The sequence below is a fragment of the Luteirhabdus pelagi genome (genome assembly GCF_016827595.1).
GTDB classification, from domain to species: domain Bacteria; phylum Bacteroidota; class Bacteroidia; order Flavobacteriales; family Flavobacteriaceae; genus Luteirhabdus; species Luteirhabdus pelagi.
Window position 1 is genome coordinate 248601 of sequence record NZ_JAECMS010000001.1, and the last position, 21976, is coordinate 270576.

The following is a 21976-nucleotide window of genomic DNA, read 5'->3' on the forward strand; positions in this document are numbered from 1 at the left end:
AACAGGATGATCCGAACTAATCGCCTTCTTTAAAGCAAGTTTAACGTGAGCACTATTTGTATCTTTGTATGGCTATGTCACACCACCCCGATTCCGTCCGTATAAACAAAGCGATCAGCGATAGCGGTTTTACCTCACGACGAAAAGCCGACACCCTTATCGAACAAGGCCATGTTACCATCAATGGAACTGTTGCGACGCTTGGCGATCGTGTGATGCCTGAGGATGAAGTACGAGTGAAAGGGAAATTGATTACTGAAAATGATACCGATGTTTATATCGCCTTGAACAAGCCCGTTGGTATTACCTGTACCACCGACAGAAGGGTTGAAGGTAACGTTGTTGATTTCATCGGACATGAAGAACGGATTTTTCACGTGGGGCGATTGGATAAGCCGAGTGAAGGGCTCTTATTAATGACGAATGACGGTGATATCGTGAATAAAATCCTACGTGCTGGAAATAAACACGAAAAAGAATACATCGTAACGGTAGACCGACCCATAAATCAAGATTTTATTAAGCGCATGTCTAATGGCGTTCCTATTTTGGATACGGTCACCAAGAAATGTGAAGTAGAGCAGCTAAGCCGATTTGTATTTCGAATTGTATTGGTTCAAGGCTTAAACCGACAGATTCGTAGGATGTGTGAATACCTGGGCTACAATGTTACCGCCCTGAAACGCATCCGTATCATGAATATTACCTTAGGCGATCTGAAGGTTGGGGAATGGCGCGATTTGACCAAAAAGGAAATTGAAGGGTTGTTGGACGCTACAGAGGAATCGAAAAATATTCCACAGGCGCAACGGAACCAGAATGCTTCCACCGGAGGGCGGAGGAGAAGACGCGGTTAGCACAAAAGAAAACCGCAGGCCGATTGAGTAGCCTGCGGTCATTTTCAACTAACTAACCAAATTAAATTTCAATTATGAAATCTCAACCATTTTCTTCAATGCTTTTTGCTCTTCTTTCTTAGGAAGTGTAATCGTTAACACACCATCAGAATAGCCAGCTTGTATATCTTCAACGTTTATGGTTTCGGGCAGATTGAATGTTCTTTTAAACGTTCCATATTGAAATTCTCTCCGCGTAAACCGTTCGTTCTCGTTTTCATTAGTTTCCTCATTATCAGAAGAAACGGTTGCTGAAACTGTTAGCACCTCATCTTCAACTTCAATATTGAAGTCTTCCTTCTTTAATCCAGGCGCCGCCAATTCCATTACAAAATTCGTGTTTTTTTCGCGGATATTTACTGCGGGAATGCTAAAATTTTCATAACGCGGTGCGTCCAATCTACTATCCGTAAATAAATCGTCCAAAAGCGCTGGTAACCAATTGTTGTCTCGTACTAGTGTCATCTCTATTAAGTTTAAATTATTGTTTTCATTTTCATCACATAAGTCAAATTGAGTACCATTTTCAAAAACAGTCATTTTGTCTTAAAAATACTATTGTAGACTGTCTTTTTGTCTACTTGCTGGTCGTATCGTACATACATTTATATCAATTTTAAGAAAAACGGATTCCTTTCGATGTACTTTTATGCGTCAACCAAAATCAGATGAACAAACTTTACGTTCGGCTAATAACCTTTTTTAATTCCATACAGAGCAAGATTGCCTTCTATCCAACCGTTTTGGCAATTGCTGGCTTCCTCCTTTCCTTTATTATGTTGGCGCTCGAAGGCAATGGAATCTCAAAACAGCTTTTCGAAATACTACCGCAATTGGTGTTGGAAGACGGCGATACGGCTCTTACAGTACTGAGCGCCTGTATTGGGGGGTTGATTTCGATGATGGTCTTTAGTTTTTCGATGGTGATGCTTTTATTGAGTCAGGCCTCCAGCAATTTTTCACCGAGATTGTTGCCTGGACTTATTTCCGACAAGCGGCATCAAATAATACTTGGGACGTATTTGGCCACTATTCTTTATAACATTTTTATTCTATTCTCTGTAGAACCAACCGATAAAGAGATTAGTCTTCCAGGCTTTTCGATACTAATGGGAATCATCCTTACCATTCTTTGCCTTTGTATTTTCATTTATTTCATCCACAACATCTCACAGAGCATTCAGATCAATAATATCTTGGATGATATCTACCGGAAATCGACGGAACGATTGGAGTATATTCTTAATGAAGAGAAAGAAAAAGACTTGGAAACCGCTGAAGACTTTTCTGATACCTCCAACTGGTATTCCTATAAATCGCCTGTCTCGGGATACTATCAGAATATATCGTTAACCAATGTGGTGAATCTTGCCGAGGCTGAGAAAACCAGACTTCATTTTACAATCCCTAAAGGGTTTTTTGTGTTGAAGAATTCTGAGATCCTGCGTTCAGAAAAAGAACTGGATGAGAAAATGGTGAATCGGTTACTATCAAACATCAACTTTGCCCGTGGGGAGTTGGTGGAAGATAATTATATTCTTGCGTTCAAACAGATTGTTGAAATAGCCGTCAAGGCAATGTCACCTGGCATAAACGACCCCGGTACCGCCATAAACGCCATCGATTACTTAACGGAGCTTTTCACGTTACGAATGAAAAAGCGCGATAGCGGCATTCTCATGGATAGCGGCAAGGCTTGGGTAAAAGTAGAGACCGTCGCATTTGAAGATTTGCTGTATAACACCATGGCTTCATTACGCACGTATTGCAAACACGATCCTATCATGGTTCAAAAACTTCTGTGGATGCTTTGCTATTTGAAAGATCAGGAGGCCTATTACGATTCGTATATCGAAAATATCAAGGTTGAAATTAAACATCTGGTGAAGGAAGCCGAAGGGGCCTTCAATTCTGAACACGATAAAAAGCGACTTCAAAAATATATCTAGAAAATAAAAAACCCGAACAACCATGTTCGGGCTTACTAATCGTTATCGCAATCACGTTACAACATCAGTTTTACAGGAATTTTGTACTGCTTTCCTGGTTGCAGCGAAACGTCTGATATTTTCTTGTAATTCAATCGCGACTTCAAGAAATACTCAAAATTTTCGTGCTGCGTCTGAACACTCAATACCACAAGCTCACCTTCATCATTGATAATAAAGCTTACAAGCGCTTCCATGTTAGCATCGTAATCGAAAGTAGGATTTTCAAGTAGCGATGCTATTGCACTTGAAGGATCTAGATCGTCATTTAAATTGTTGTTCGCGGCAATTGTTAACGAACCCGCTAATAGCATAGCGGCCATTGCCAATACTTTGATTTTCTTCATAATTAGTTCATTTTTAGATTGATATATATAAGACGCAACTAACTATGTGATTGTTACAGTTTTTCAATAAAAAAAGCCGAAAAGATGGAAAAAGCACCAAATTTTAACAAAAAAACCTCCAGTATACCTGGAGGTTTTTGAAAATAAGTTAGTGAATCGCTAAGAAAGCACTGCCTGAACTTTGTCGGCAGCTTCCTTAAACTCAACCGCACTTTGTACGGCTAATCCACTGTTATCAATCAGTTCTTTTGCCTTATCGGCATTGGTACCTTGTAAACGTACAATAATAGGCACATCGATATTGCCCATATTTTTGTAGGCATCTACAATTCCTTGCGCCACGCGATCGCAACGTACGATTCCACCGAAGATATTGACTAAGATAGCCTTTACGCTAGGATCTTTCAGAATAAGATTAAAAGCAGTCTCTACGCGTTCAGCATCGGCCGTTCCTCCTACGTCAAGAAAGTTCGCTGGCTCTCCACCCGCTTGTTTGATCAAATCCATAGTGGCCATTGCCAATCCGGCACCATTCACCATACACCCTACATTACCGTCCAAATCGACATAGCTTAACCCAGCTTCCTTGGCTTCTACCTCTACAGGGTTTTCTTCACGCTTATCGCGCATCGCGGCATAATCTTTATGACGGAACAATGCATTATCGTCTAGCGTTACCTTCGCATCGACTGCGATAATTTTATCGTCGCTGGTCTTCAACACAGGATTGATTTCAAAAAGAGAGGAATCGGATTCGGTATACGCTTTATATAATGCTGAAACGAATTTTGTCATCTCCTTGAAAGCTTTTCCACTCAAACCTAAGTTGAACGCTACACGACGTGCCTGAAAGGGCTGAAGTCCGTGTGCAGGATCAATTTCCTCATTAAATATCAAGTGTGGTGTTTCTTCGGCAACAGTCTCGATATCCATCCCTCCTTCCGTAGAATACATAATCATATTCTTTCCGGTCGCTCGGTTCAACAAAACGCTCATGTAATATTCCTCTGGTTCATTATCGCCCGGATAGTACACATCCTCAGCTACCAATACTTGGTGTACTTTTTTACCTTCTTTACTTGTTTGCGGCGTTACCAAGTTCATTCCGATAATATCGCCTGCGATATCCTTTACCTCTTGAAGATTCTTGGCAAGCTTCACACCGCCTCCTTTTCCACGTCCACCCGCATGCACTTGGGCTTTAATAACGTGCCAACCGGTTCCTGTTTCTTCAGTAAGTTTTTTGGCGGCTTCTACCGCTTCCTCTGGAGTTTGGGCTACGATACCACGCTGAATGGCTACGCCGAAACTATTCAATATTTCTTTTCCTTGATATTCGTGTAAATTCATAATCGCTTTTTATGGCTTGGTTTCAGAAGCACAAAAATAGCAAAAATGTTAGCGATTCAAGACCACTTTTTGGAAACATTCCCAGCGTTGTCCTAACGGTATCAAATCATTATAAAATTTTAAGGTTTTATTAGGAAATGAAGAAGTTGAAGCAAGCTACTTTTGAGCCTTTTATACTCAGATATGAAGACAGAAGAGTTATTAGAAATCGCTCAGCAATTTGGAAGTCCGGTATACGCCTATAATGCCGAGACCATCGCATCGCAGTACGAACGCTTAACAGCTGCCTTTTCGAAGGTGAAACAGTTAAAAATTCACTTTGCAGTAAAGGCGCTTTCTAATATCGCTGTGCTGAAACTTTTAAAAAAGTTGGGGAGCGGATTGGATACGGTATCCATACAAGAGGTGAAGCTAGGACTTGAAGCCGGCATCAATCCCTCGGATATAATTTTTACTCCGAATGGCGTTTCTTTAGCTGAAATTGAAACTGCTGCAGCCCTTGGGGTACAGATTAACATCGATAATCTTTCCATCCTTGAACAATTTGGAGCGAAGTATCCAAAAACCCCGGTATGTATTCGTATAAATCCACATGTTATGGCAGGTGGCCATACCAATATTTCGGTGGGCCACATCGATAGCAAGTTTGGCATTTCTATTCACCAACTGCCACACATCCAACGCATCGTAAACAATACTGGAATGCATATTAACGGAATTCACATGCATACGGGAAGTGATATTTTGGATATTGAAGTATTCCTTCATGCCGCTGAAATCCTTTTTGAAACCGCCGAACATTTTCCTGACTTGGAATTTTTGGATTTCGGAAGTGGGTTTAAGGTGCCGTATCACGAAGGTGATATTGAAACCGATGTAGAGGAGTTAGGCGAAAAACTCGGAGCACGGTTCAATCAGTTTTGTGAAGATTACGGAAGAGATTTGACCTTAGCGTTCGAGCCTGGAAAATATTTGGTAAGTGAATCGGGGCGTTTAATAGTTCAAGTGAACGTAGTGAAACAAACCACCTCTACCGTATTTGCTCAGGTCGATTCTGGCTTTAACCATTTACTTCGTCCGATGTTATATGGTTCGCAACACGGTATCATAAACATCTCGAACCCAAAAGGGAAGGAACGCTTTTACAGCGTGGTAGGATATATCTGTGAAACCGACACTTTTGCCAATAATAGACGAATTCCTGAAATCAGGGAAGGCGATTATCTTTCGTTTCAAAATGCAGGTGCCTATTGCTTTGCCATGGCCAGCAACTATAATTCTCGTTATCGCCCAGCGGAAGTGTTGTGGTATAATGAAAAAGCGCATCTTATCAGAAAACGCGAAACATTTGAGGATCTAACGCGTAATCAACTAAATATAGATATTTAATATTCCAATAGTATCGCAAAGTTTTCTTAAACCTATTGATTGCACTGAACATTTACGGTAATTTAGGACGACCAACCTAAAATACTCTAATAATGAAACTCGATCATTTCCTTAAGAATCTTTCGTACTTACCTGAAGTCTTTATCGGAACCTTAGTTGTCTTTTTGCTAGTGGTTGTCTATACTCGAATATTTGGACTAAAAAGCTTCAGTAAAATGACGGGGTTCGACTTCGTGATTACCGTTGCTATCGGTAATATTATCGGAATGACGGTGAATACGGGAAATCCATCCATTTTGACAGGTGCCGCTTTACTATTGATGCTATATGCCGTTAATTATTTCATTACCTATTTGCGACACAAAAGTTCGAATGTTGAAAAAGTAGTAGACAACACTCCTATCCTACTGATGCGAAAGGGAGAAATACTGACTGACAATATGAAACGTGCTAGAGTTACCGAATCGGAGTTACAATCGAAACTACGCGAAGCGAACGTTCTTCAATTGGAACAAGTAATGGCGGTTGTATTGGAGACTACGGGAGACGTAAGTGTTTTACATACCGATGGTGAACAGGTAGATATAGAGGATTATCTTTTACAAGGCGTAAAAAGTTGATATTCTTAAAGGCTTGAAACTTCTTTTTTTACGGTTTCAAATTCTGAAATGATGTCTCTTACAATCTGTGCCGCTGGCTTTATATCGTGAATGAGTCCAGCAATCTGACCGATTTCAAGTTCACCCTCTTCTAGATCGCCCTCGAACATTCCTTTCTTGGCGCGTGCTCGTCCCAACAATTTTTGGAGATCCTCCTTGGAGGGACTTTTTGTGTAAAGCTCCATCACGTCTTCAAAGAACTTATTCTTCAACATACGGACTGGAGCCAATTCCTTTAAGGTTAACATGGTATCACCTTCTTTGGCTTCAACAACCATTTTTTTAAAGGCTTGATGCGAACTGGCCTCTTCCGAAGCAACGAATCGACTTCCTACCTGAACACCGTCGGCTCCTAATACCATAGCCGCTAGCATTCCTCGTCCCGTGGCAATGCCTCCTGCGGCAATAAGTGGAATCTCGATTTGCTCACGAACCATTGGAATCAACGTAAAGGTAGTTGTCTCATCACGACCATTATGGCCGCCCGCTTCGAATCCTTCAGCAACGATGGCATCTACGCCGGCTGCTTCCGCCTTTTGAGCAAATTTCACACTGCTTACCACGTGTACTACGATTATGCCGTGTTCTTTTAATTTTGAAGTATAGGTTTTTGGGTTTCCAGCAGAAGTAAAAACGATTTTCACTCCTTCTTCAATAATAATATCTATGATGGTATCGATATCTGGATACAGCATCGGTACATTCACTCCAAAGGGTTTATTGGTCGCTTTCTGGCATTTCTGAATATGTTCTCGAAGTACTTCTGGATACATCGACCCAGCTCCTAACAATCCAAGTCCGCCTTCATTACTAACAGCACTAGCCAACCGCCAACCGCTGTTCCAAATCATTCCAGCCTGAATAAGTGGATATTGTATATTGAAAAGTTCGGTAATCCTATTTTTCACTATTTCTTGATTATTTTAAAGCTATTGGTTTTTCCTTCGGAAGTAATAGCCGCAATGTAGACACCTGAAGTCAGTTTCGAAACCTCTACCCTATTGTTGGTATTGGAAACCTTGGTTTTCAATACTCTTTCACCGAGAACATTCATAAGGGTAAGTTCTGCTGATGTGATATTCCTAGGGAACGAAACAGTAAGATACTCCTGAACTGGATTTGGATAAACGCCGAATTCATTTTCTAACAAAAATTCGTCGGTGTCCAATTGTTGTAACATCATTAGCGCCTCTTCAAAGTTAGGAATTCCGTACCCCATGGTGTTCGATGGGTTTTCGAACATCGAGGAAGCTTCACGAACGATTTGCATAAGCTCGGCATTGGTTGTCTGTGGACGCGCTTGCCATAAAGAAGCTACTGCTCCTGCCATGATAGGCGAAGCAAATGAGGTTCCATTATTGAAAAATACATCGCCAAACTGACCGATAACCGCAGCATTCTCTCCTTGTGCCATAACATCTGGTTTGATACGGCCGTCGCTGGTTGGACCATAAGAACTAAAACTTGCATAATTTTCACTTCCATCTACTGCCCCTACGGTTAACACTCCGGGAGCATCGGCTGGAGTGGCAACAAATCCGAATCCGTTGCCATCATTTCCCGCGGAAGTTACCAAGAGCATTCCTTTATCGAAAGCATGATTGGCACCACGAGCGGCAATTGTAGTTTGCCCGTCCAAATCTGAATAATCATGATCATAAGAAGCATCATCGAAATCCTGATAGCCGAGTGAAGTGTTGGTAACATAAACACCAAGACTATCGGCACGTTCCAACGCCTCTACCCAATAAGCTTCTTCTACTGGATTTTCACTGTTTGTATCTTCTGTTCTATATAAATAGTAAGAAGCTCCGGGTGCCGTCCCTACTAGCTGACCTTCGTCGATCGCAGCCATATCACTTAAGACACGCGTACCGTGAGAACTCGTATTATCCAGAGTCTCTTGCTTCAATACAAAATCATAGGTTCCCAAAAGTCGGCCCTCATTTATCATATCGGAAAATCCAGGGATCGACGTAACATTTGGGAATCCAGAGTCTAATACAGCCACTACAATGCCAGCACCCGTAAAATCCTGTTCATGCAGGTAATCGGCTGAGATCATTTCAACTTGATTTGCGGCTAAGCCATAATCGTATACTACGCGCTGTGAATTGTTTTCAATTTCGAATTTATCACGGGTTCCAGAAATCGGTGGACTAAAGTTTAAATTATCATTTAAGAATTCAATCTCCTCTACGAATGAAAGGTTTACCAAATTTTCAATATTCGCTTGACTTCCTCGAACGTAGACACTATTCATCCACTTCGATTTTGCATAGACAGTAATGCCTGGCTGATCCTTTATTTCGGAAACATAAGAGGGTGTAACGGGTACATCGCGTTCGTCTATAGGCGTTCCATGTAATTGTTTTCGATCGAGAGCATCCTGCGTAAGAATGGTTAATGGATTGGCTAATGCATCGGCTACATTTTCCTTGTCTGCGAAGAAAACCAAAGCGTCTTCTTGTGAAAACACAAGCGTAGAGCAGAGCATTAGTAATCCTATCGTAATTTTTTTCATAATCATTTTTATTAAGAGATAACCCCGCTACCTAACAATTCATCGTCTAGATACCAGGCCACGAACTGACCTTCAGTAATGGCAGATTGGGGGTTATCAAAGATAACATATAGACCTGAAACCGTTTGATGTAGCACTGCTTTTTCCAACGGCTGCCGATATCGAATTCGAGCCATAACAGCCAAGGACTCACCTTCCAAGAGTTCCAGATCCTCTCGTACCCAATGGATTTCTTCATTTTTTACAAATAAACCTCTTCTATACAGTCCGGGATGCTGTTTCCCCTGACCCGTATAGATAATATTTTTCTCCACGTCCGTATCGATTACAAATAGAGGTTCTTTGGTGCCTCCTACCGCAAGTCCCTTTCGTTGCCCTTTGGTGAAGAAATGTGCGCCGTCGTGAGTTCCCACTTCTTTTCCGTCTTCATAGGAATATTGATACTTAGCCGCTAATTGTTGCCACTCTTCTTCTTCAGAGGAATAGTCTATCACGCCATTTTCATAGCCTTCATAGTCGACCGGTACTTCAACGATTGCTCCTTTCTTCGGTTTCAATTGTTGCTGAAGGAAATCGGGCAACCGAACTTTTCCGATAAAACACAATCCTTGCGAATCGCGCTTCTCGGCGGTAACTAAGTTTTGTTCAGAGGCTATTTTTCGAACCTCAGCTTTCTGCAATTCTCCAATGGGAAACAAAGTCTTGGCCAGTTGCTCTTGCGATAACTGACATAAGAAATACGATTGGTCTTTATTGTTATCCTTACCCGCCAACAATTGATAGATGGTTTCGCCGTTTTTGTCAATACTTCCCTTTCGGCAATAATGACCGGTTGCCACAAAATCGGCGCCTAAGCTCATGGCAATTTTCAGAAAGACATCAAACTTTATCTCGCGATTACAAAGTACATCAGGATTTGGCGTACGGCCCATTTCATATTCGCGGAACATATAATCGACAATCCGTTCTTTGTATTCTTCACTTAAATCGACCGTCTGAAACGGAATTCCCAGTTTCTGAGCCACCAACATAGCATCGTTGCTGTCTTCCAACCACGGACATTCATTCGAAATAGTTACCGAATCGTCGTGCCAATTCTTCATAAATAGGCCGATTACCTCGTATCCTTGCTCCTTAAGAAGATAGGCTGCTACGCTGGAGTCGACCCCACCGCTTAATCCAACAACTACTCTCTTTGGTTTCATGTTTCTAATTCCTATTATATTCTTTTGGAAAGGTTTCTTCTCTTTCAACCTTCCCGTCTTTGTAATATTTCCAGACCCCGTCCTTCATACCATTTTTGTACTGACCTTCAATCACTGCGTTTCCATCTGCATCGAAGTATTTGGCCGGACCGTTCAATTTGTCGTTCTCGTATTGCAATTCTTTCAGCAAGACACCTTCAGGTGAATAATACTTGTTTGGACCTTGCTTTTCTCCGTTTTCAAAACTGAGTTCCTCCGTTTTCGTTCCATCGGGATAGTAGGTCGTCTTCACTCCGTGGAGCTTTCCTTCTTCGTAGAATTCACGGGTCATTACCGCTTCACTTTTTTTATGAAAATAAAGCCATTCACCCACGCGCTGCTTACCTTTCATATAGCCTTCACTCACTTGTTTTCCTTTAATGGTGAAGTACTTCACCAAAGCTTTTTCATTTTCTTCTGAAAAGGATTTGGTAACCATGGGCTTATCGCCACAGCTTTCGCAATAGAATTTGAAGGTTCCTATTTCCTTTCCATGTGAAAACTGTCCTTCGTACCGAAGTTGCTTGCTATTGGGATAGTACTTACGCCATTGGCCATGACGTTTCCCTTCACTATCGAATTGGTTATATTCCTGTGCCACCGCGGTTGAAGCGACCATTAGGATTGAAAAAAAGATCAGAAATGCTTTTTTCATTTTCAAGATTGAATTTTTCTACGTAATGCTTCAAAAATAATACCGAAGAAAAAAGCTTGCAATAGGTATAACAGCCTGAATTTTAAAAAGAAATTACTTTCCTTTTCGCTTCTGCTCTTCTGCCTGCTCCATCATTTCCGCCATCTTACGCTGAAAACGGTTCTGCTTTCTCGGTTTCTTTTTATTCTCCTGAATCTTCGCATGGATTTTATCCTCATCGATAATAACATTCTTGATTACCAACATAATTCCGATGGTAATAAGATTCGAGGTCAGATAGTATAACGAAAGTCCACTCGCATAATTGTTGAAGAACACCAACATAAACAGTGGCGATAGGTACATGATAAACTTCATGTTTGGCATCCCTGGCTGTTGTTGCGCCTGCATGTTCTGCCCCATACTCATCATCATATAGGCAAAAATTGCAATCGATGCCAAGATCGGGAACAAGCTTACATGATCGCCATAGAATGGAATATGAAAAGGCAATTCGGCTACCTTATCGTAACTCGAAAGGTCATCCGCCCATAAAAAGCTCTTCTGGCGTAGGTCAAATGCGGTTGGGAAAAACGTGAACAGCGCATAGAACACCGGTATCTGCATCAATGCGGGCAGACATCCCTTTAACGGACTTGCCCCTGCAATGCTCTGAAGCTTCATGGTTTCCTGCTGAATCTTCATCTGATTTCCTTCGTGCTTTTTGCGAATTTCATCCAACTCAGGTTTCAATACCTTCATCTTTGCCGAACTAAGATATTGCTTGTACTGAACTGGCGACAACAGTAATTTAATAACGATCGTCAACATGATAATCGCAATACCCGCAGGTAAGAATGAACTCAAGAATCCGAACAATGGAATAATAATGTACTTATTAATGGTTCCAAAAATACCCCATCCTAGCGGCATGGCTTCATCCAAATTACGATCGTATTCCTTAAAGATTTGGTAATCGGTTGGACCATAATACATATTCATATTATAGGAAAGATTCCCCGCTTTTGGTGCTAATTTCATTTCAGCACCGTATTGCTTTGTATAAACAGTATCCACTTCTTCATCCTCTACCAAATCGACCGAAGTAAATTTCACTTCCTCAAATGGCGTATCGGTTAATAGCATCGAGCTAAAGAAGTGCTGGCGGAAGTTCATCCATGCTACATCTTTTTCGGTTTCCTCATCTTCGCCCGTAGGAGAAAGCTTATCGTGATTTTCATCTTCGTATTCGTACGTCAATCGCGTATATCGATTTTCGTAGGTAATGCTTTTTGCGTGTCGATACCCTTTCAACTGCCAATCCAACGTCATAGGTTGGGCAGTGTTCAAAATACCATCGAGCCCTTGCGATTGAATGCTAAAGTCCATCATATAGCCTTCGGCGGGTAACGCATAGCGATATTCCAAGTAGCCACTTTCGGATGCTTTCAATTTCATGGAAACCACCGTACTACTATCGTTTTTCGTCACTGTAGGTTCAAAGAAAAGATCTTCACTATTTAACAGTCTATTTTCTGCTGAAAACTGAAGGTTAAGGGACGCGTTTCCATCTTTAATAAGATGAACGGGAACGGAGTCGAACGTAACATGGTTCTTTAAGCGAGCTTCTTCGATATACCCACCTTTGTTACTAATCTCCAAATAGAGATCATCGTTCTCTAGGACGGTTACTCCTTTTTTTGCTGAAGCTAATGTTCCAGAATAGGCAAAAGATCCCAATCGATTTTTAAGCTTATCGTAGGCTAGTGAATCCTGCGGATTGGCTGATGCCATTTCCTCCGTTGCTTCGTTGAGCGAGGTCTCCTCGGCCTTCTTTTCATTTTCGTTCTGCTCCTTTTCGGCAGCTGCTTCGGTGTTTGCCTGTTCGGCTTGCTGTTCCTCTTCTGAAGGTGCCTGTAGGTACAGCATCCAAACTAGGATGGCCCCGATTAAGATAAACCCTATTAACGAATTGACGTCAAATTTTTTGTTCTCCATTCTAAAATTGTTGTGCCGAAGCACGTTTACAGTTTTCTATTGTGGGTGGTCTTTCAACAATCCCGCCCATATGATAGTATCCGCCAAATTGTCTTATTTCTTGGCAGCATAGTCATGTACCGCTTTTACAAAGGCCACAAAGAGCGGGTGCGGATTGGCAACGGTACTCTTATATTCTGGGTGATATTGAACCCCAACAAACCAAGGATGCTTTGGAATTTCGACAATCTCAACTAATTGGGTGTCTGGATTAATTCCGGTAGCCTTCATACCTGCCTCCTCTAATTGATAGCGATAGGCATTGTTATACTCATAGCGGTGACGGTGTCTTTCGGAAATCATGGTTTCACCATATACCTTATGTGCGATAGTATTTTCCGTAACTGCACAATTCCAAGCGCCCAAACGCATGGTACCACCCATATCGGTAATGTTCTTTTGACTTTCCATTAGGTTGATGACCGGATTCTGAGTGCTTGAGTTCATTTCAGTGGAACTCGCATCTGATAGACCCAAAACGTTTCGGGAATATTCTATTACGGCCATCTGCATTCCCAGGCAAATACCCAAGAAAGGAACGTTGTTTTCACGCGCATAGCGAACCGCTTGAATTTTTCCTTCAATTCCGCGCTCCCCGAACCCTGGGGCAACCAAGATACCGTCCATTCGCTTTAAAATATCTTCAAGCGCGCCATTTTCAATATCTTCGGAATGAATCGGAACCACATTCACCCTAACTTCATTTTCTGCACCGGCATGAATGAAGGCCTCCAGAATGGATTTGTAACTATCCTGAAGTTCAACATATTTTCCGATAAGTCCGATGGTAACTTCTCCTTTCGGATTTTTATGTCGCTGCAAAAATTCGTTCCAACGCTTCAAATCTGGTTCGGTGCTATCGTCTATGCCCAATTTCTTCAAGGTAACCGTATCCAAACCTTCCTTCAACATCATATTGGGAACATCGTAGATGGTAGAGGCATCGATACTTTGGATTACCGCTTCTTTCTTCACATTACAGAAAAGCGCCAATTTTGTTCGAAGATCGTCGGATAAATCATGTTCGGTTCGACATACCAAAATATCTGCCTTAATTCCACTTTCCATCAAGGTCTTCACGGAATGCTGCGTTGGTTTGGTTTTCAACTCTTTGGCAGCCGAAAGGTAGGGTACAAGGGTAAGGTGGATAACAAGCGCATTGTCATCGCCTAGCTCCCATCGCAACTGACGCACCGCTTCAATATATGGTAAGGACTCGATATCGCCGACGGTTCCACCGATTTCGGTAATAACGATATCGTATTCACCTGTATTTCCCAACTGCTGAATACGTTCCTTAATTTCATTTGTGATATGGGGAACTACCTGAACTGTTTTTCCAAGGAATTCACCACGGCGTTCCTTATCGATCACACTTTGGTAAATACGTCCGGTGGTAACATTGTTTGCTTGTGAAGTATTCACATTTAAAAAACGCTCGTAGTGCCCTAAATCTAGATCGGTTTCCGCCCCATCTTCCGTAACATAACATTCGCCATGCTCATAAGGATTTAAGGTTCCGGGATCGACATTTATGTATGGGTCTAACTTCTGAATAGTAACACGATATCCCCTAGCTTGCAGTAATTTAGCCAAAGAAGCCGCTATGATTCCTTTTCCTAACGATGAAGAAACTCCGCCCGTAACGAAGATGTATTTTGTAGTGCTCATGATGTAGCTTTACAGAAGTTACTTTACGGGATGCAAAGATAGGGTTTTCTTGCGTAAGGCAAAGCTGAAATGAAAGGTGATTCTAACAGAATGTTATTTGATTCCGTTGAAGGAGGTTGGCTGGATTGCCATGGGAAGGTGCTTTAGCAACAATCGAAACGCCATGAATAAATTAATTCCCATAAAAGCTAATCCGAAAACCAATAACTGTTGTGCACTATATCCGAAGACGGCGATATCCATAAGGTCTGAAACCATCGCGGCAATAAGATAGCCGTTCAATAGTATGAAAACGGAAGCTATGATAAGTCCTAGTGACCTAGAATTGTACAACATCTGAATACCCAATAGCCCTATCAAGAAAAGTGCGAATGGATTGAACCAAACCCCGGTAAGCACCCAATAAAATGCGGTTGCCAACAATAAATACATCTCGGGAAGCCAATAAAGCAATGGTTTGATGTATTTAAGCGTGATATCCATGATAGCGTTGTTAACACTAACAAGATGCAGGAATGGCGTATGCGTTGCGTGAAATATCGCTGAAATTTTAAAAAAATTAGCGTTTTTCTTGAAGGGGACGGAGCACAGATTCTAACCCGTTGATTTTCAGTTCATACATCTCTTTCATCATCCTTCCCAATTTTCCATCGGGAAATCCTTTTTGTCGAAACCAAGTGTAATAATATTCCGGAATATCGAGCAAAAAGGAACCTTTATACTTTCCGAAGGGCATTTTGTAATTAGCCAACTCCCTTAGATGTTCGGGATTGAAATCAGCGCCAAGGCTCATAGTGCTGCAGTAATTTTTTAATATTTTGCTGCCACTTTTGCTCTTCCTTTTTGTTGATGGAATGGTCGCTTTCAAAATCGAAAGCAGCCTGCATACTTCGACGCTCCCCTTCAACAGCATTATAAATCTTCTTTATTTTCTCCTTGGTTACCGTCTCATCAGAAAGTTTAGAAAGTCGCTTTCGTAGCTTACGTGCATGTAACTCTGAAATATCGAAGTGCAATTGCTCGTGCTTTAGTATATGGTCATTCACCTTTTCAGGAACATACCACGATAGCTGTGGATAGAAATAGCTGGTTACGGTATAGGAAAAAGAAGGTATACCGTTTCTAAATGAAATTGAATAGGAAAATGAAATTCCACTATTCGTGCTGGCTACAAAATCGCCATTAGGCATTGGCACACCTTTGAAATCGGCCCAAGTAAGCCTTTCCGTTGGTTGCCATTCAAATTTTTCATCGTCGCTACCGACCGAAAACGAGAGCAGTAACGAAGCGAGCAGGGGGAGAAAAAATAGCTTCATATATGGGTAACGATACTTCTTCTTATTTATTGGTTTGGGGTTGGTCCCAGTTAAATTTTACAATAGTTTCGATATCTGGATGCAAACTGAACTGCACCGGACAAGTACGCGCCGTATGCTCCAATAGCTTTTGATTCTTTTTTGAAACATAGGGCAATTCCATATCGATTTCAATCTTCGAAATACGTCTTGGGTTGCTTGCCATTGTCTTCTGGACAGTAGCTATGGCACCTATAATTGAAACCTCCTTCTCTTCCGCTTTAATGCCCATCATGGTAAGCATACAGTTCGCCAGGCCTGTAGCCACCGTATCGGTAGGTGAAAACGCCTCGCCCTTTCCGTGGTTATCGGTAGGGGCATCGGTAATATATGATGCTCCCGAATTCGTGTGCGTACATTTTGTGCGTAATTGGCCTAAATATATTACCGTGCTGGTACTCATTTTACCTCCTCGAATTGAAGATCGGACGTATATTTAATCAAATACGCTGCGAGATTCTGATAGCCCGAAGCGTTATCTCGTTGGTACCGAAACTTGTTCTCGATGTATTCGGTGGTGAAATCCTGATTGGTGGCCTCGTAAATATCGTCTGCTGAAGCCAATCGAAGTAACACGTCATATGTTAAATCGAATCCACGAACCGCATATTTGTTGGGCAACACCCCATATGTATTCTTATAGCTAACCAAAAAAGGAAGTTTCTCTTTGTAGTTATAACTCTTATGTACCGAAGGAAAGGTAAAGTTTAGTTTTGCCAAATGACGGCTAGAAACATCGTGGTAGTCGTAGGCATCATTTTTATCTAAGGTGAATAAGCGCAAACGATGTTTGTCGGGCATACCATTTAACAAACCAACCACATTGCTTACGAGTACGGGATCCTTTGAAGCTAAGATGACCCAATTTTCCGTTTCGGGATTAATTTTTGATGCAATATCCTGAGGATACAAATACCCTCCTTCCCTTGGGGAAACGGTTTTTGCATTGGGCAATTTTGCCATAATTGCATTTTTTTCACTTACCTTCCCACCATCGCTTACGATAATAATATTCTTACCGAAACTATTATCGCTTAAATAGGAAAGCATTCTTTCCCGTAATAGTTTTTCCTCTGGAAGGGTTTGAAATAGGTTCTCATATCGACTAACATCCCTATTCGTCAATGGTGAAAAAACCGGAATATCCTTAGAGCGCAATTCTGCAGCTGCACGTTCCACATTGCTTCGAATTAGGGGGCCTACGACTGCATCGACACCCGAAAAATTCTTTGACGAAAGTAACGATGATATTTTTGAACTACTTCCTTCCGTGTCATAGACGTCCAACCGAACCGGAATCCCTTTATCTTTTGCAAATTCGGCTGCCATTAGCACGCCGCTGTAAAAGTCCAAGGCTACTTGAAGCGTATTGCTGCTCTTCAATAATTCTTTTTTGGCCTCAAGTGAATCGCTTACCGCTCTATTCAATCGAAAGGGTAGCATTATAGCTAAGCGCTTTTCACCTCTGTTCACTATAGCATTCTCAAGATCGACCCTAGTGACAGCTTCACTAAGTGCAGTGTCGCTTTTGGGGAGCTTCAATACCATGCCTTCCTTTAAACCATCGGCAGCATGTGGATTTAAGGCAACAATTTCTTCCTTGGTAAGGCCGAATTTCACCTTCAATCTAAAAAAACCTTCCTTAGGTTTCACTTCATACACATCGTAGCGATCGGTATCGATAACGGCAGAATCGCTAACCGACTTTTCTGGTACGTTTAGTACCGTTCCAATAGGCAAGCTTTCTCCTACATCAGGATTCATAGCTTCCAATTCGGCTACAGTAATTCCGTATTTACGAGCGATTCCATATTTAGTTTCCTTTGGAGCGACCGTGTGTTTCCCCGTATCGGAAGTTTCAATGTTAGAAGAAGTATCAGGAATAACGACCGTACCCGTATTCTTGTCTGAAACAGGAATTCTAATTTTTTCGCCTTTCTTCAACTGACGGGAATATAGCTCCTTATTATATTTCTTGATATCTGCCTGCGACACTCCGTACTGCTGTGAAATACTGAATAAGGTTTCCTTTCGCTTTACACGATGCATTTTGAAGGTAACATCGCTATTGGCATCATCTACAAGTGCCGGTAAAATAAGCACCGTATTTTCATCGATCCCGTTACGAGCGTCCGGATTCAAACGGTAAATATCGCGTTCATCGATGTTGTAGCGCTGGGCGATACTGAAAACCGTTTCACCTTTTTGAACGGTATGGCTGTTGTACTTCGGAAGTTGTTGTTGCTGCTCTGAAACCGTACCGCATCCTAAACCGACGATACAGGTAAACGCAACCAATAGAAGGTATTTTGTCATAATCCTGATTCCTTGGACGATATGCTGTTTGCTTATTCCCATTCGATGGTGGCGGGAGGTTTTGAACTTATATCGTACACTACCCTATTAACGCCTTTTACTCGGTTTATTATATGATTACTCGTTTCTTGTAAAAATTCATAGGGTAAATTTACCCAATCGGCCGTCATTCCATCGGTGCTTTCCACCGCTCGCAAGGCTACTACGCTTTCATAGGTTCGCTCGTCGCCCATTACCCCAACACTCTGTACCGGGAGTAACATGGCGCCTGCTTGCCAAACGGAGTCATACAGGTTCCAGTCGCGAAGCCCTTGAATAAAAATATGATCGACCTCCTGTAATATACGAACTTTTTCGGCAGTAATATCGCCCAAAATTCGAATAGCCAATCCCGGCCCTGGGAATGGATGTCGGCCCAATAATTTTTTATCGATGCCCATTTCGGCCCCAACCCTTCGTACTTCGTCCTTAAAGAGCATTCGAAGGGGTTCTACCACCTTCAACTTCATATAATCAGGCAATCCACCAACATTGTGATGCGATTTAATGGTAACCGATGGACCGTTCACCGAGACGCTTTCAATAACATCAGGATAGATAGTTCCTTGTCCGAGCCAGTCGACATCTTCAACCAAATGCGCTTCATCGTCAAATACTTCAATAAAAACACGTCCGATAGCCTTTCGCTTTGCTTCTGGATCCTTTTCACCTTCCAAAGCATCCAAAAAACGTGCCGAGGCATCAACGCCCTTAACGTTCAACCCCATATCCTTGTACTGGTGTAGAACATCGGTAAACTCATTTTTCCGAAGCAATCCATTATTCACGAAAATGCAATAAAGATTATTTCCAATAGCTTTATGAAGAAGAATTGCCGCAACAGTACTATCTACACCACCACTAAGGCCTAATACGACTTTTCCGTCACCGATCTGTTCTTTCAACGACTCGACCGTTGTATCAACAAAGGCAGCGGGCGTCCAGGACTGTTCCACGCCAGCAATAGTGACCAAAAAGTTTTGTAATACCTGTTTTCCTTCGGTGGTATGGTATACTTCTGGGTGAAATTGGATTCCGTAGGTTTCTTCTCCTTCCACACGATAGGCAGCGTTCAACACATCCTTGGTACTCGCCAATCGAACTCCGTTGGTAGGAAGTTCCGCGATCGTATCGCTATGGCTCATCCAAACCTGGGTACCTTCCGAAATGTCCTTAAATAGTGGTTCATCTGCTTTAATAGCTGATAGTTTCGCTCGACCATATTCCCGAATATTGGAAGGTTCTACACTTCCTCCATGAAAATGCGCCAAATACTGTGCGCCATAACAAACGGCCAACACAGGAAGCTTTCCTTTAATATCGGAAAGATCGGGATGTGGCGCGTCTTCGGCTCTTGTGGAAAATGGGCTTCCTGAGAGAATGACCGCTTTAAAGTCGGAAAGGTTTTCTGGAATGTGGTGATACGGATAAATCTCGCAGTAGATATTGAGTTCCCGCACGCGTCTAGCGATAAGCTGGGTATACTGCGAACCAAAGTCGAGGATTAGAACAGTGTTTTGCATGCGCAAAAATAATTGAAATATCGGGTAGGCTAAAGGAGAAGTGTGGAAAAATTCCCTAACCTTTTCAACAAGTGGGGTGAATTACTCTTCAACAGGCCAGCCCAGCGTAGCGCGAACGGGAAAATGATCGGAAAAAGAATAGTCGAGCGACTCGAAATCGATGACTTCAAATCCTTCTGAAACGAAAATGTAATCGATTCGCATAGGATAGAAATCGAAGTGAAAAGTGGTCCCAATACCTTTTCCTTTTTCAAGAAACGTATCGGTCATCCCTTCATTTAAAGCTTCATAAACGTAGGAAAACGGTGTATTATTAAAATCGCCCACCAAAATGGTTTTGTGGGCAACCTCCTTTTTGTGTTGAAGAATAGCCTTTACCTGCTCCTCCTGTTTTACAAATGCTGTCGTTAACCGCTTCCGTAATTTTTGCTTACTGCTTTCCTGCAAGTAACTCATTCGCGGCATAATCTGAAGCGATTGTAAGTGCAGGTTGTAAATTCGGATGGTATCTTTTCCCTTCACCACATCGGCATACAATGTATTATTGCTCGTATTCTGAAAGTCGAAAGCGCCAGCATTCAACAATGGATATTTTGAAAAGATAGCATGCCCTAATTTATTATTCTTGTTGAAGTGAATCTCGCGATACGGATAGTCTGAAAAATCTATTTCATTTTTATCGTAAAACTCCTGAATACAAATAACGTCGGGTTGTTGCTCTTCTACCATTTTCCGGAAGGCACCAGAAACCGATTTGGAATCTGGAAAATCCTCGTAGGCATTAAACAGCCGAACATTATGCGAAAGCACCGTTAGGGTGTTTTGGTATTCGGAAGCATCGCCAGGAGAGGACATTTCAAAAAAGGGATTGAAGTATAGATAGGTTAATAGTAATACGATTCCCGACATCCAAAACTTTTTCTTCAACTGAACCAACCAATATAGCGCAAATACCAAATTGATAAAGATCAAGGGCGAAACAAACAAGCCCAAAAGTGAAAGTGTAGGAAACTTAGAGGGCGGCAGATGTGGTAAAATAAAAGACAGCAGTAATAAAAACGCCACAAAGGAATTCATCCAACCCAATAAGGTTTGAAAACAGCCTCTTTTCGACTTTTCTGCCATACGTTAGTTATCGTTTCCTGCCTTGAATAAAAAATCCTTTTCTTCCTTGGTCAAGCTATCATAGCCGCTTTTTCCAATTTTATCCAGAATGGCATCTACTTTTTTCTGGTGGTCAGATTTATCTTCTTTTTGGGGACGATAGGTGTTTTTGGTTTGTGCGTGGGTACGGTGTACGGTTTTAAACGGACGTTTCTTTCTTGGGGCAAACCAACCCTGTACGGTATCCATAAGCGATTCGAACCAACGGCCGATGTCGTTTCCTTTTTTCAATTGAACCGCATATGCATAACCAAGTATGGCACCACCTAGATGTGCAATTAACCCACCGGCATTACCTGAGGTTGGTAATTGGATTAGGTCTGATAACACTACAAAAGCACCAATATGCCACAGCTTGATATTGAAAACGAAAATTCGAATTTTAGCATGGGGTGTGTATGCAGCGATAAAAATAACAATAGCTCGAACGGCTGCGGAAGCTCCCAACAAATAACCGCGACTTCCTTCAAATACGGGAAAGACATTATAGGCAGCAATATATAGCAATCCACCGCAAATAGCGCCGAGTAAATAAATGGTCAAAAATCGCTTTTCAGAAAAAAGATTGAGGATAAAACGGCTCATAAAATATAGCCAGAGCATGTTCCAGAAGATATGCCAAAAACCTGCATGCAGGAAGCTATACGTGATAATGGACCAAGGCTGCAAAATAAGCTCTCCAAGTTCCTCTGGCAACACAAACCATCGGGTTAAGGTGGTGGTATTGACATCCAAAACAAAAGACAAGAGACTTACCACTAAAAAAATCGCTACGTTGATAACGATAAGCTTTATGGCGACATTTGCAGTCTTAAATTGATATGTGAGGTTGTTATCCAT

21 protein-coding genes are annotated in these 21976 nt (G+C 41.8%); 4 read left to right on the forward strand and 17 right to left on the reverse strand.

Annotation, left to right across the window (positions count from 1 at the left end; genetic code table 11):
• Nucleotides 1-74: 74 nt before the first annotated feature.
• Entirely contained in the window at nucleotides 75-857 is a 783-nt protein-coding gene (gene rluF, locus I4Q58_RS01150; protein ID WP_203294302.1) for a 23S rRNA pseudouridine(2604) synthase RluF, read from the forward strand.
• Between the two features lie 72 nt (nucleotides 858-929).
• Here rluF and I4Q58_RS01155 read toward each other — a convergent pair whose 3' ends face one another.
• Nucleotides 930-1361: an Hsp20/alpha crystallin family protein gene (locus tag I4Q58_RS01155; RefSeq protein ID WP_203292893.1), complete on the reverse strand. Its 432-nt coding sequence runs from the start codon at nucleotides 1359-1361 to the stop codon at nucleotides 930-932.
• 203 nt (nucleotides 1362-1564) lie between these two features.
• On the opposite strand from I4Q58_RS01155, the gene I4Q58_RS01160 reads away from it, so the two are divergent.
• Nucleotides 1565-2845 (forward strand): DUF2254 domain-containing protein, encoded by a 1281-nt coding sequence (locus I4Q58_RS01160; RefSeq protein ID WP_203292895.1) that lies wholly within the window; start codon nucleotides 1565-1567, stop codon nucleotides 2843-2845.
• A 56-nt stretch (nucleotides 2846-2901) separates the two neighbouring features.
• Here the strand turns inward: I4Q58_RS01160 and I4Q58_RS01165 are convergent, their stop codons facing one another.
• Entirely contained in the window at nucleotides 2902-3231 is a 330-nt protein-coding gene (locus tag I4Q58_RS01165; protein WP_203292897.1) for a hypothetical protein, read from the reverse strand.
• Between the two features lie 159 nt (nucleotides 3232-3390).
• Complete coding sequence (gene sucC, locus I4Q58_RS01170) at nucleotides 3391-4581, reverse strand: ADP-forming succinate--CoA ligase subunit beta (protein WP_203292899.1); 1191 nt, start codon at nucleotides 4579-4581, stop codon at nucleotides 3391-3393.
• Between the two features lie 183 nt (nucleotides 4582-4764).
• On the opposite strand from sucC, the gene lysA reads away from it, so the two are divergent.
• Both lysA and I4Q58_RS01180 read left to right on the forward strand, forming a co-directional pair.
• Nucleotides 4765-5970, forward strand: coding sequence for a diaminopimelate decarboxylase (gene lysA / locus I4Q58_RS01175; protein WP_203292901.1), 1206 nt, complete (start codon nucleotides 4765-4767; stop codon nucleotides 5968-5970).
• Nucleotides 5971-6062: 92 nt separating this feature from the next.
• Nucleotides 6063-6590: a DUF421 domain-containing protein gene (locus I4Q58_RS01180; RefSeq protein ID WP_203292902.1), complete on the forward strand. Its 528-nt coding sequence runs from the start codon at nucleotides 6063-6065 to the stop codon at nucleotides 6588-6590.
• A 5-nt stretch (nucleotides 6591-6595) separates the two neighbouring features.
• Here the strand turns inward: I4Q58_RS01180 and I4Q58_RS01185 are convergent, their stop codons facing one another.
• The 14 genes from I4Q58_RS01185 to I4Q58_RS01250 all read right to left on the reverse strand — a co-directional run bounded on the left by I4Q58_RS01185 (nucleotide 6596) and on the right by I4Q58_RS01250 (nucleotide 21976).
• Nucleotides 6596-7537: an NAD(P)H-dependent flavin oxidoreductase gene (locus tag I4Q58_RS01185; protein WP_203292903.1), complete on the reverse strand. Its 942-nt coding sequence runs from the start codon at nucleotides 7535-7537 to the stop codon at nucleotides 6596-6598.
• Entirely contained in the window at nucleotides 7537-9153 is a 1617-nt protein-coding gene (locus I4Q58_RS01190; protein ID WP_203292904.1) for a S8 family serine peptidase, read from the reverse strand. Before I4Q58_RS01190 ends, I4Q58_RS01185 begins: the two co-directional genes overlap by 1 nt.
• 11 nt (nucleotides 9154-9164) lie before the next feature.
• Nucleotides 9165-10358, reverse strand: a complete 1194-nt coding sequence (mnmA, locus tag I4Q58_RS01195; protein ID WP_203292906.1) for a tRNA 2-thiouridine(34) synthase MnmA — start codon at nucleotides 10356-10358, stop codon at nucleotides 9165-9167.
• A gap of 4 nt (nucleotides 10359-10362) precedes the next feature.
• Nucleotides 10363-11052: a toxin-antitoxin system YwqK family antitoxin gene (locus I4Q58_RS01200; protein ID WP_203292908.1), complete on the reverse strand. Its 690-nt coding sequence runs from the start codon at nucleotides 11050-11052 to the stop codon at nucleotides 10363-10365.
• A 93-nt stretch (nucleotides 11053-11145) separates the two neighbouring features.
• A complete protein-coding gene (gene yidC, locus I4Q58_RS01205) occupies nucleotides 11146-13029 on the reverse strand; it encodes a membrane protein insertase YidC (RefSeq protein ID WP_203292910.1) in 1884 nt (627 codons plus the stop codon).
• A gap of 93 nt (nucleotides 13030-13122) precedes the next feature.
• On the reverse strand, nucleotides 13123-14739 hold the full coding sequence (locus I4Q58_RS01210) for a CTP synthase (protein WP_203292912.1): 1617 nt from the start codon (nucleotides 14737-14739) through the stop codon (nucleotides 13123-13125).
• Nucleotides 14740-14832: 93 nt separating this feature from the next.
• The gene (locus I4Q58_RS01215) at nucleotides 14833-15222 is read right to left on the reverse strand and encodes a hypothetical protein (RefSeq protein ID WP_203292914.1); all 390 of its coding nucleotides are present in this window, start codon (nucleotides 15220-15222) and stop codon (nucleotides 14833-14835) included.
• Nucleotides 15223-15298: 76 nt separating this feature from the next.
• Nucleotides 15299-15532 carry a DUF3820 family protein gene (locus tag I4Q58_RS01220; RefSeq protein WP_203292916.1) on the reverse strand — a complete coding sequence of 78 codons (234 nt, stop codon included), beginning with the start codon at nucleotides 15530-15532 and terminating at the stop codon, nucleotides 15299-15301.
• Nucleotides 15516-16055 carry a DUF922 domain-containing protein gene (locus I4Q58_RS01225; RefSeq protein ID WP_203292918.1) on the reverse strand — a complete coding sequence of 180 codons (540 nt, stop codon included), beginning with the start codon at nucleotides 16053-16055 and terminating at the stop codon, nucleotides 15516-15518. Before I4Q58_RS01225 ends, I4Q58_RS01220 begins: the two co-directional genes overlap by 17 nt.
• 22 nt (nucleotides 16056-16077) lie before the next feature.
• Nucleotides 16078-16497, reverse strand: a complete 420-nt coding sequence (locus I4Q58_RS01230; protein WP_203292920.1) for an OsmC family protein — start codon at nucleotides 16495-16497, stop codon at nucleotides 16078-16080.
• Nucleotides 16494-18410 (reverse strand): PBP1 and LysM peptidoglycan-binding domain-containing protein, encoded by a 1917-nt coding sequence (locus I4Q58_RS01235; protein WP_203292923.1) that lies wholly within the window; start codon nucleotides 18408-18410, stop codon nucleotides 16494-16496. Before I4Q58_RS01235 ends, I4Q58_RS01230 begins: the two co-directional genes overlap by 4 nt.
• A 32-nt stretch (nucleotides 18411-18442) precedes the next feature.
• Nucleotides 18443-19972: a glutamine-hydrolyzing GMP synthase gene (gene guaA / locus I4Q58_RS01240; protein WP_203292925.1), complete on the reverse strand. Its 1530-nt coding sequence runs from the start codon at nucleotides 19970-19972 to the stop codon at nucleotides 18443-18445.
• Nucleotides 19973-20053: 81 nt separating this feature from the next.
• Nucleotides 20054-21097 carry an endonuclease/exonuclease/phosphatase family protein gene (locus I4Q58_RS01245; RefSeq protein ID WP_236002789.1) on the reverse strand — a complete coding sequence of 348 codons (1044 nt, stop codon included), beginning with the start codon at nucleotides 21095-21097 and terminating at the stop codon, nucleotides 20054-20056.
• Between the two features lie 3 nt (nucleotides 21098-21100).
• Entirely contained in the window at nucleotides 21101-21976 is an 876-nt protein-coding gene (locus I4Q58_RS01250; protein WP_203292927.1) for a rhomboid family protein, read from the reverse strand.

Excerpts from the sequence above, each read along its gene's own strand:
- rluF (WP_203294302.1), top strand. The coding sequence starts at position 75 with ATGTCACACCACCCCGATTCCGTCCGTATAAACAAAGCGATCAGCGAT.
- I4Q58_RS01155 (WP_203292893.1), bottom strand. The coding sequence starts at position 1,361 with ATGACACTAGTACGAGACAACAATTGGTTACCAGCGCTTTTGGACGAT.
- I4Q58_RS01160 (WP_203292895.1), top strand. The coding sequence starts at position 1,565 with ATGAACAAACTTTACGTTCGGCTAATAACCTTTTTTAATTCCATACAG.
- I4Q58_RS01165 (WP_203292897.1), bottom strand. The coding sequence starts at position 3,231 with ATGAAGAAAATCAAAGTATTGGCAATGGCCGCTATGCTATTAGCGGGT.
- sucC (WP_203292899.1), bottom strand. The coding sequence starts at position 4,581 with ATGAATTTACACGAATATCAAGGAAAAGAAATATTGAATAGTTTCGGC.
- lysA (WP_203292901.1), top strand. The coding sequence starts at position 4,765 with ATGAAGACAGAAGAGTTATTAGAAATCGCTCAGCAATTTGGAAGTCCG.
- I4Q58_RS01180 (WP_203292902.1), top strand. The coding sequence starts at position 6,063 with ATGAAACTCGATCATTTCCTTAAGAATCTTTCGTACTTACCTGAAGTC.
- I4Q58_RS01190 (WP_203292904.1), bottom strand. The coding sequence starts at position 9,153 with ATGAAAAAAATTACGATAGGATTACTAATGCTCTGCTCTACGCTTGTG.
- mnmA (WP_203292906.1), bottom strand. The coding sequence starts at position 10,358 with ATGAAACCAAAGAGAGTAGTTGTTGGATTAAGCGGTGGGGTCGACTCC.
- I4Q58_RS01200 (WP_203292908.1), bottom strand. The coding sequence starts at position 11,052 with ATGAAAAAAGCATTTCTGATCTTTTTTTCAATCCTAATGGTCGCTTCA.
- yidC (WP_203292910.1), bottom strand. The coding sequence starts at position 13,029 with ATGGAGAACAAAAAATTTGACGTCAATTCGTTAATAGGGTTTATCTTA.
- I4Q58_RS01210 (WP_203292912.1), bottom strand. The coding sequence starts at position 14,739 with ATGAGCACTACAAAATACATCTTCGTTACGGGCGGAGTTTCTTCATCG.
- I4Q58_RS01215 (WP_203292914.1), bottom strand. The coding sequence starts at position 15,222 with ATGGATATCACGCTTAAATACATCAAACCATTGCTTTATTGGCTTCCC.
- I4Q58_RS01220 (WP_203292916.1), bottom strand. The coding sequence starts at position 15,532 with ATGAGCCTTGGCGCTGATTTCAATCCCGAACATCTAAGGGAGTTGGCT.
- I4Q58_RS01225 (WP_203292918.1), bottom strand. The coding sequence starts at position 16,055 with ATGAAGCTATTTTTTCTCCCCCTGCTCGCTTCGTTACTGCTCTCGTTT.
- I4Q58_RS01230 (WP_203292920.1), bottom strand. The coding sequence starts at position 16,497 with ATGAGTACCAGCACGGTAATATATTTAGGCCAATTACGCACAAAATGT.
- I4Q58_RS01235 (WP_203292923.1), bottom strand. The coding sequence starts at position 18,410 with ATGACAAAATACCTTCTATTGGTTGCGTTTACCTGTATCGTCGGTTTA.
- guaA (WP_203292925.1), bottom strand. The coding sequence starts at position 19,972 with ATGCAAAACACTGTTCTAATCCTCGACTTTGGTTCGCAGTATACCCAG.
- I4Q58_RS01245 (WP_236002789.1), bottom strand. The coding sequence starts at position 21,097 with ATGGCAGAAAAGTCGAAAAGAGGCTGTTTTCAAACCTTATTGGGTTGG.
- I4Q58_RS01250 (WP_203292927.1), bottom strand. The coding sequence starts at position 21,976 with ATGGATAACAACCTCACATATCAATTTAAGACTGCAAATGTCGCCATA.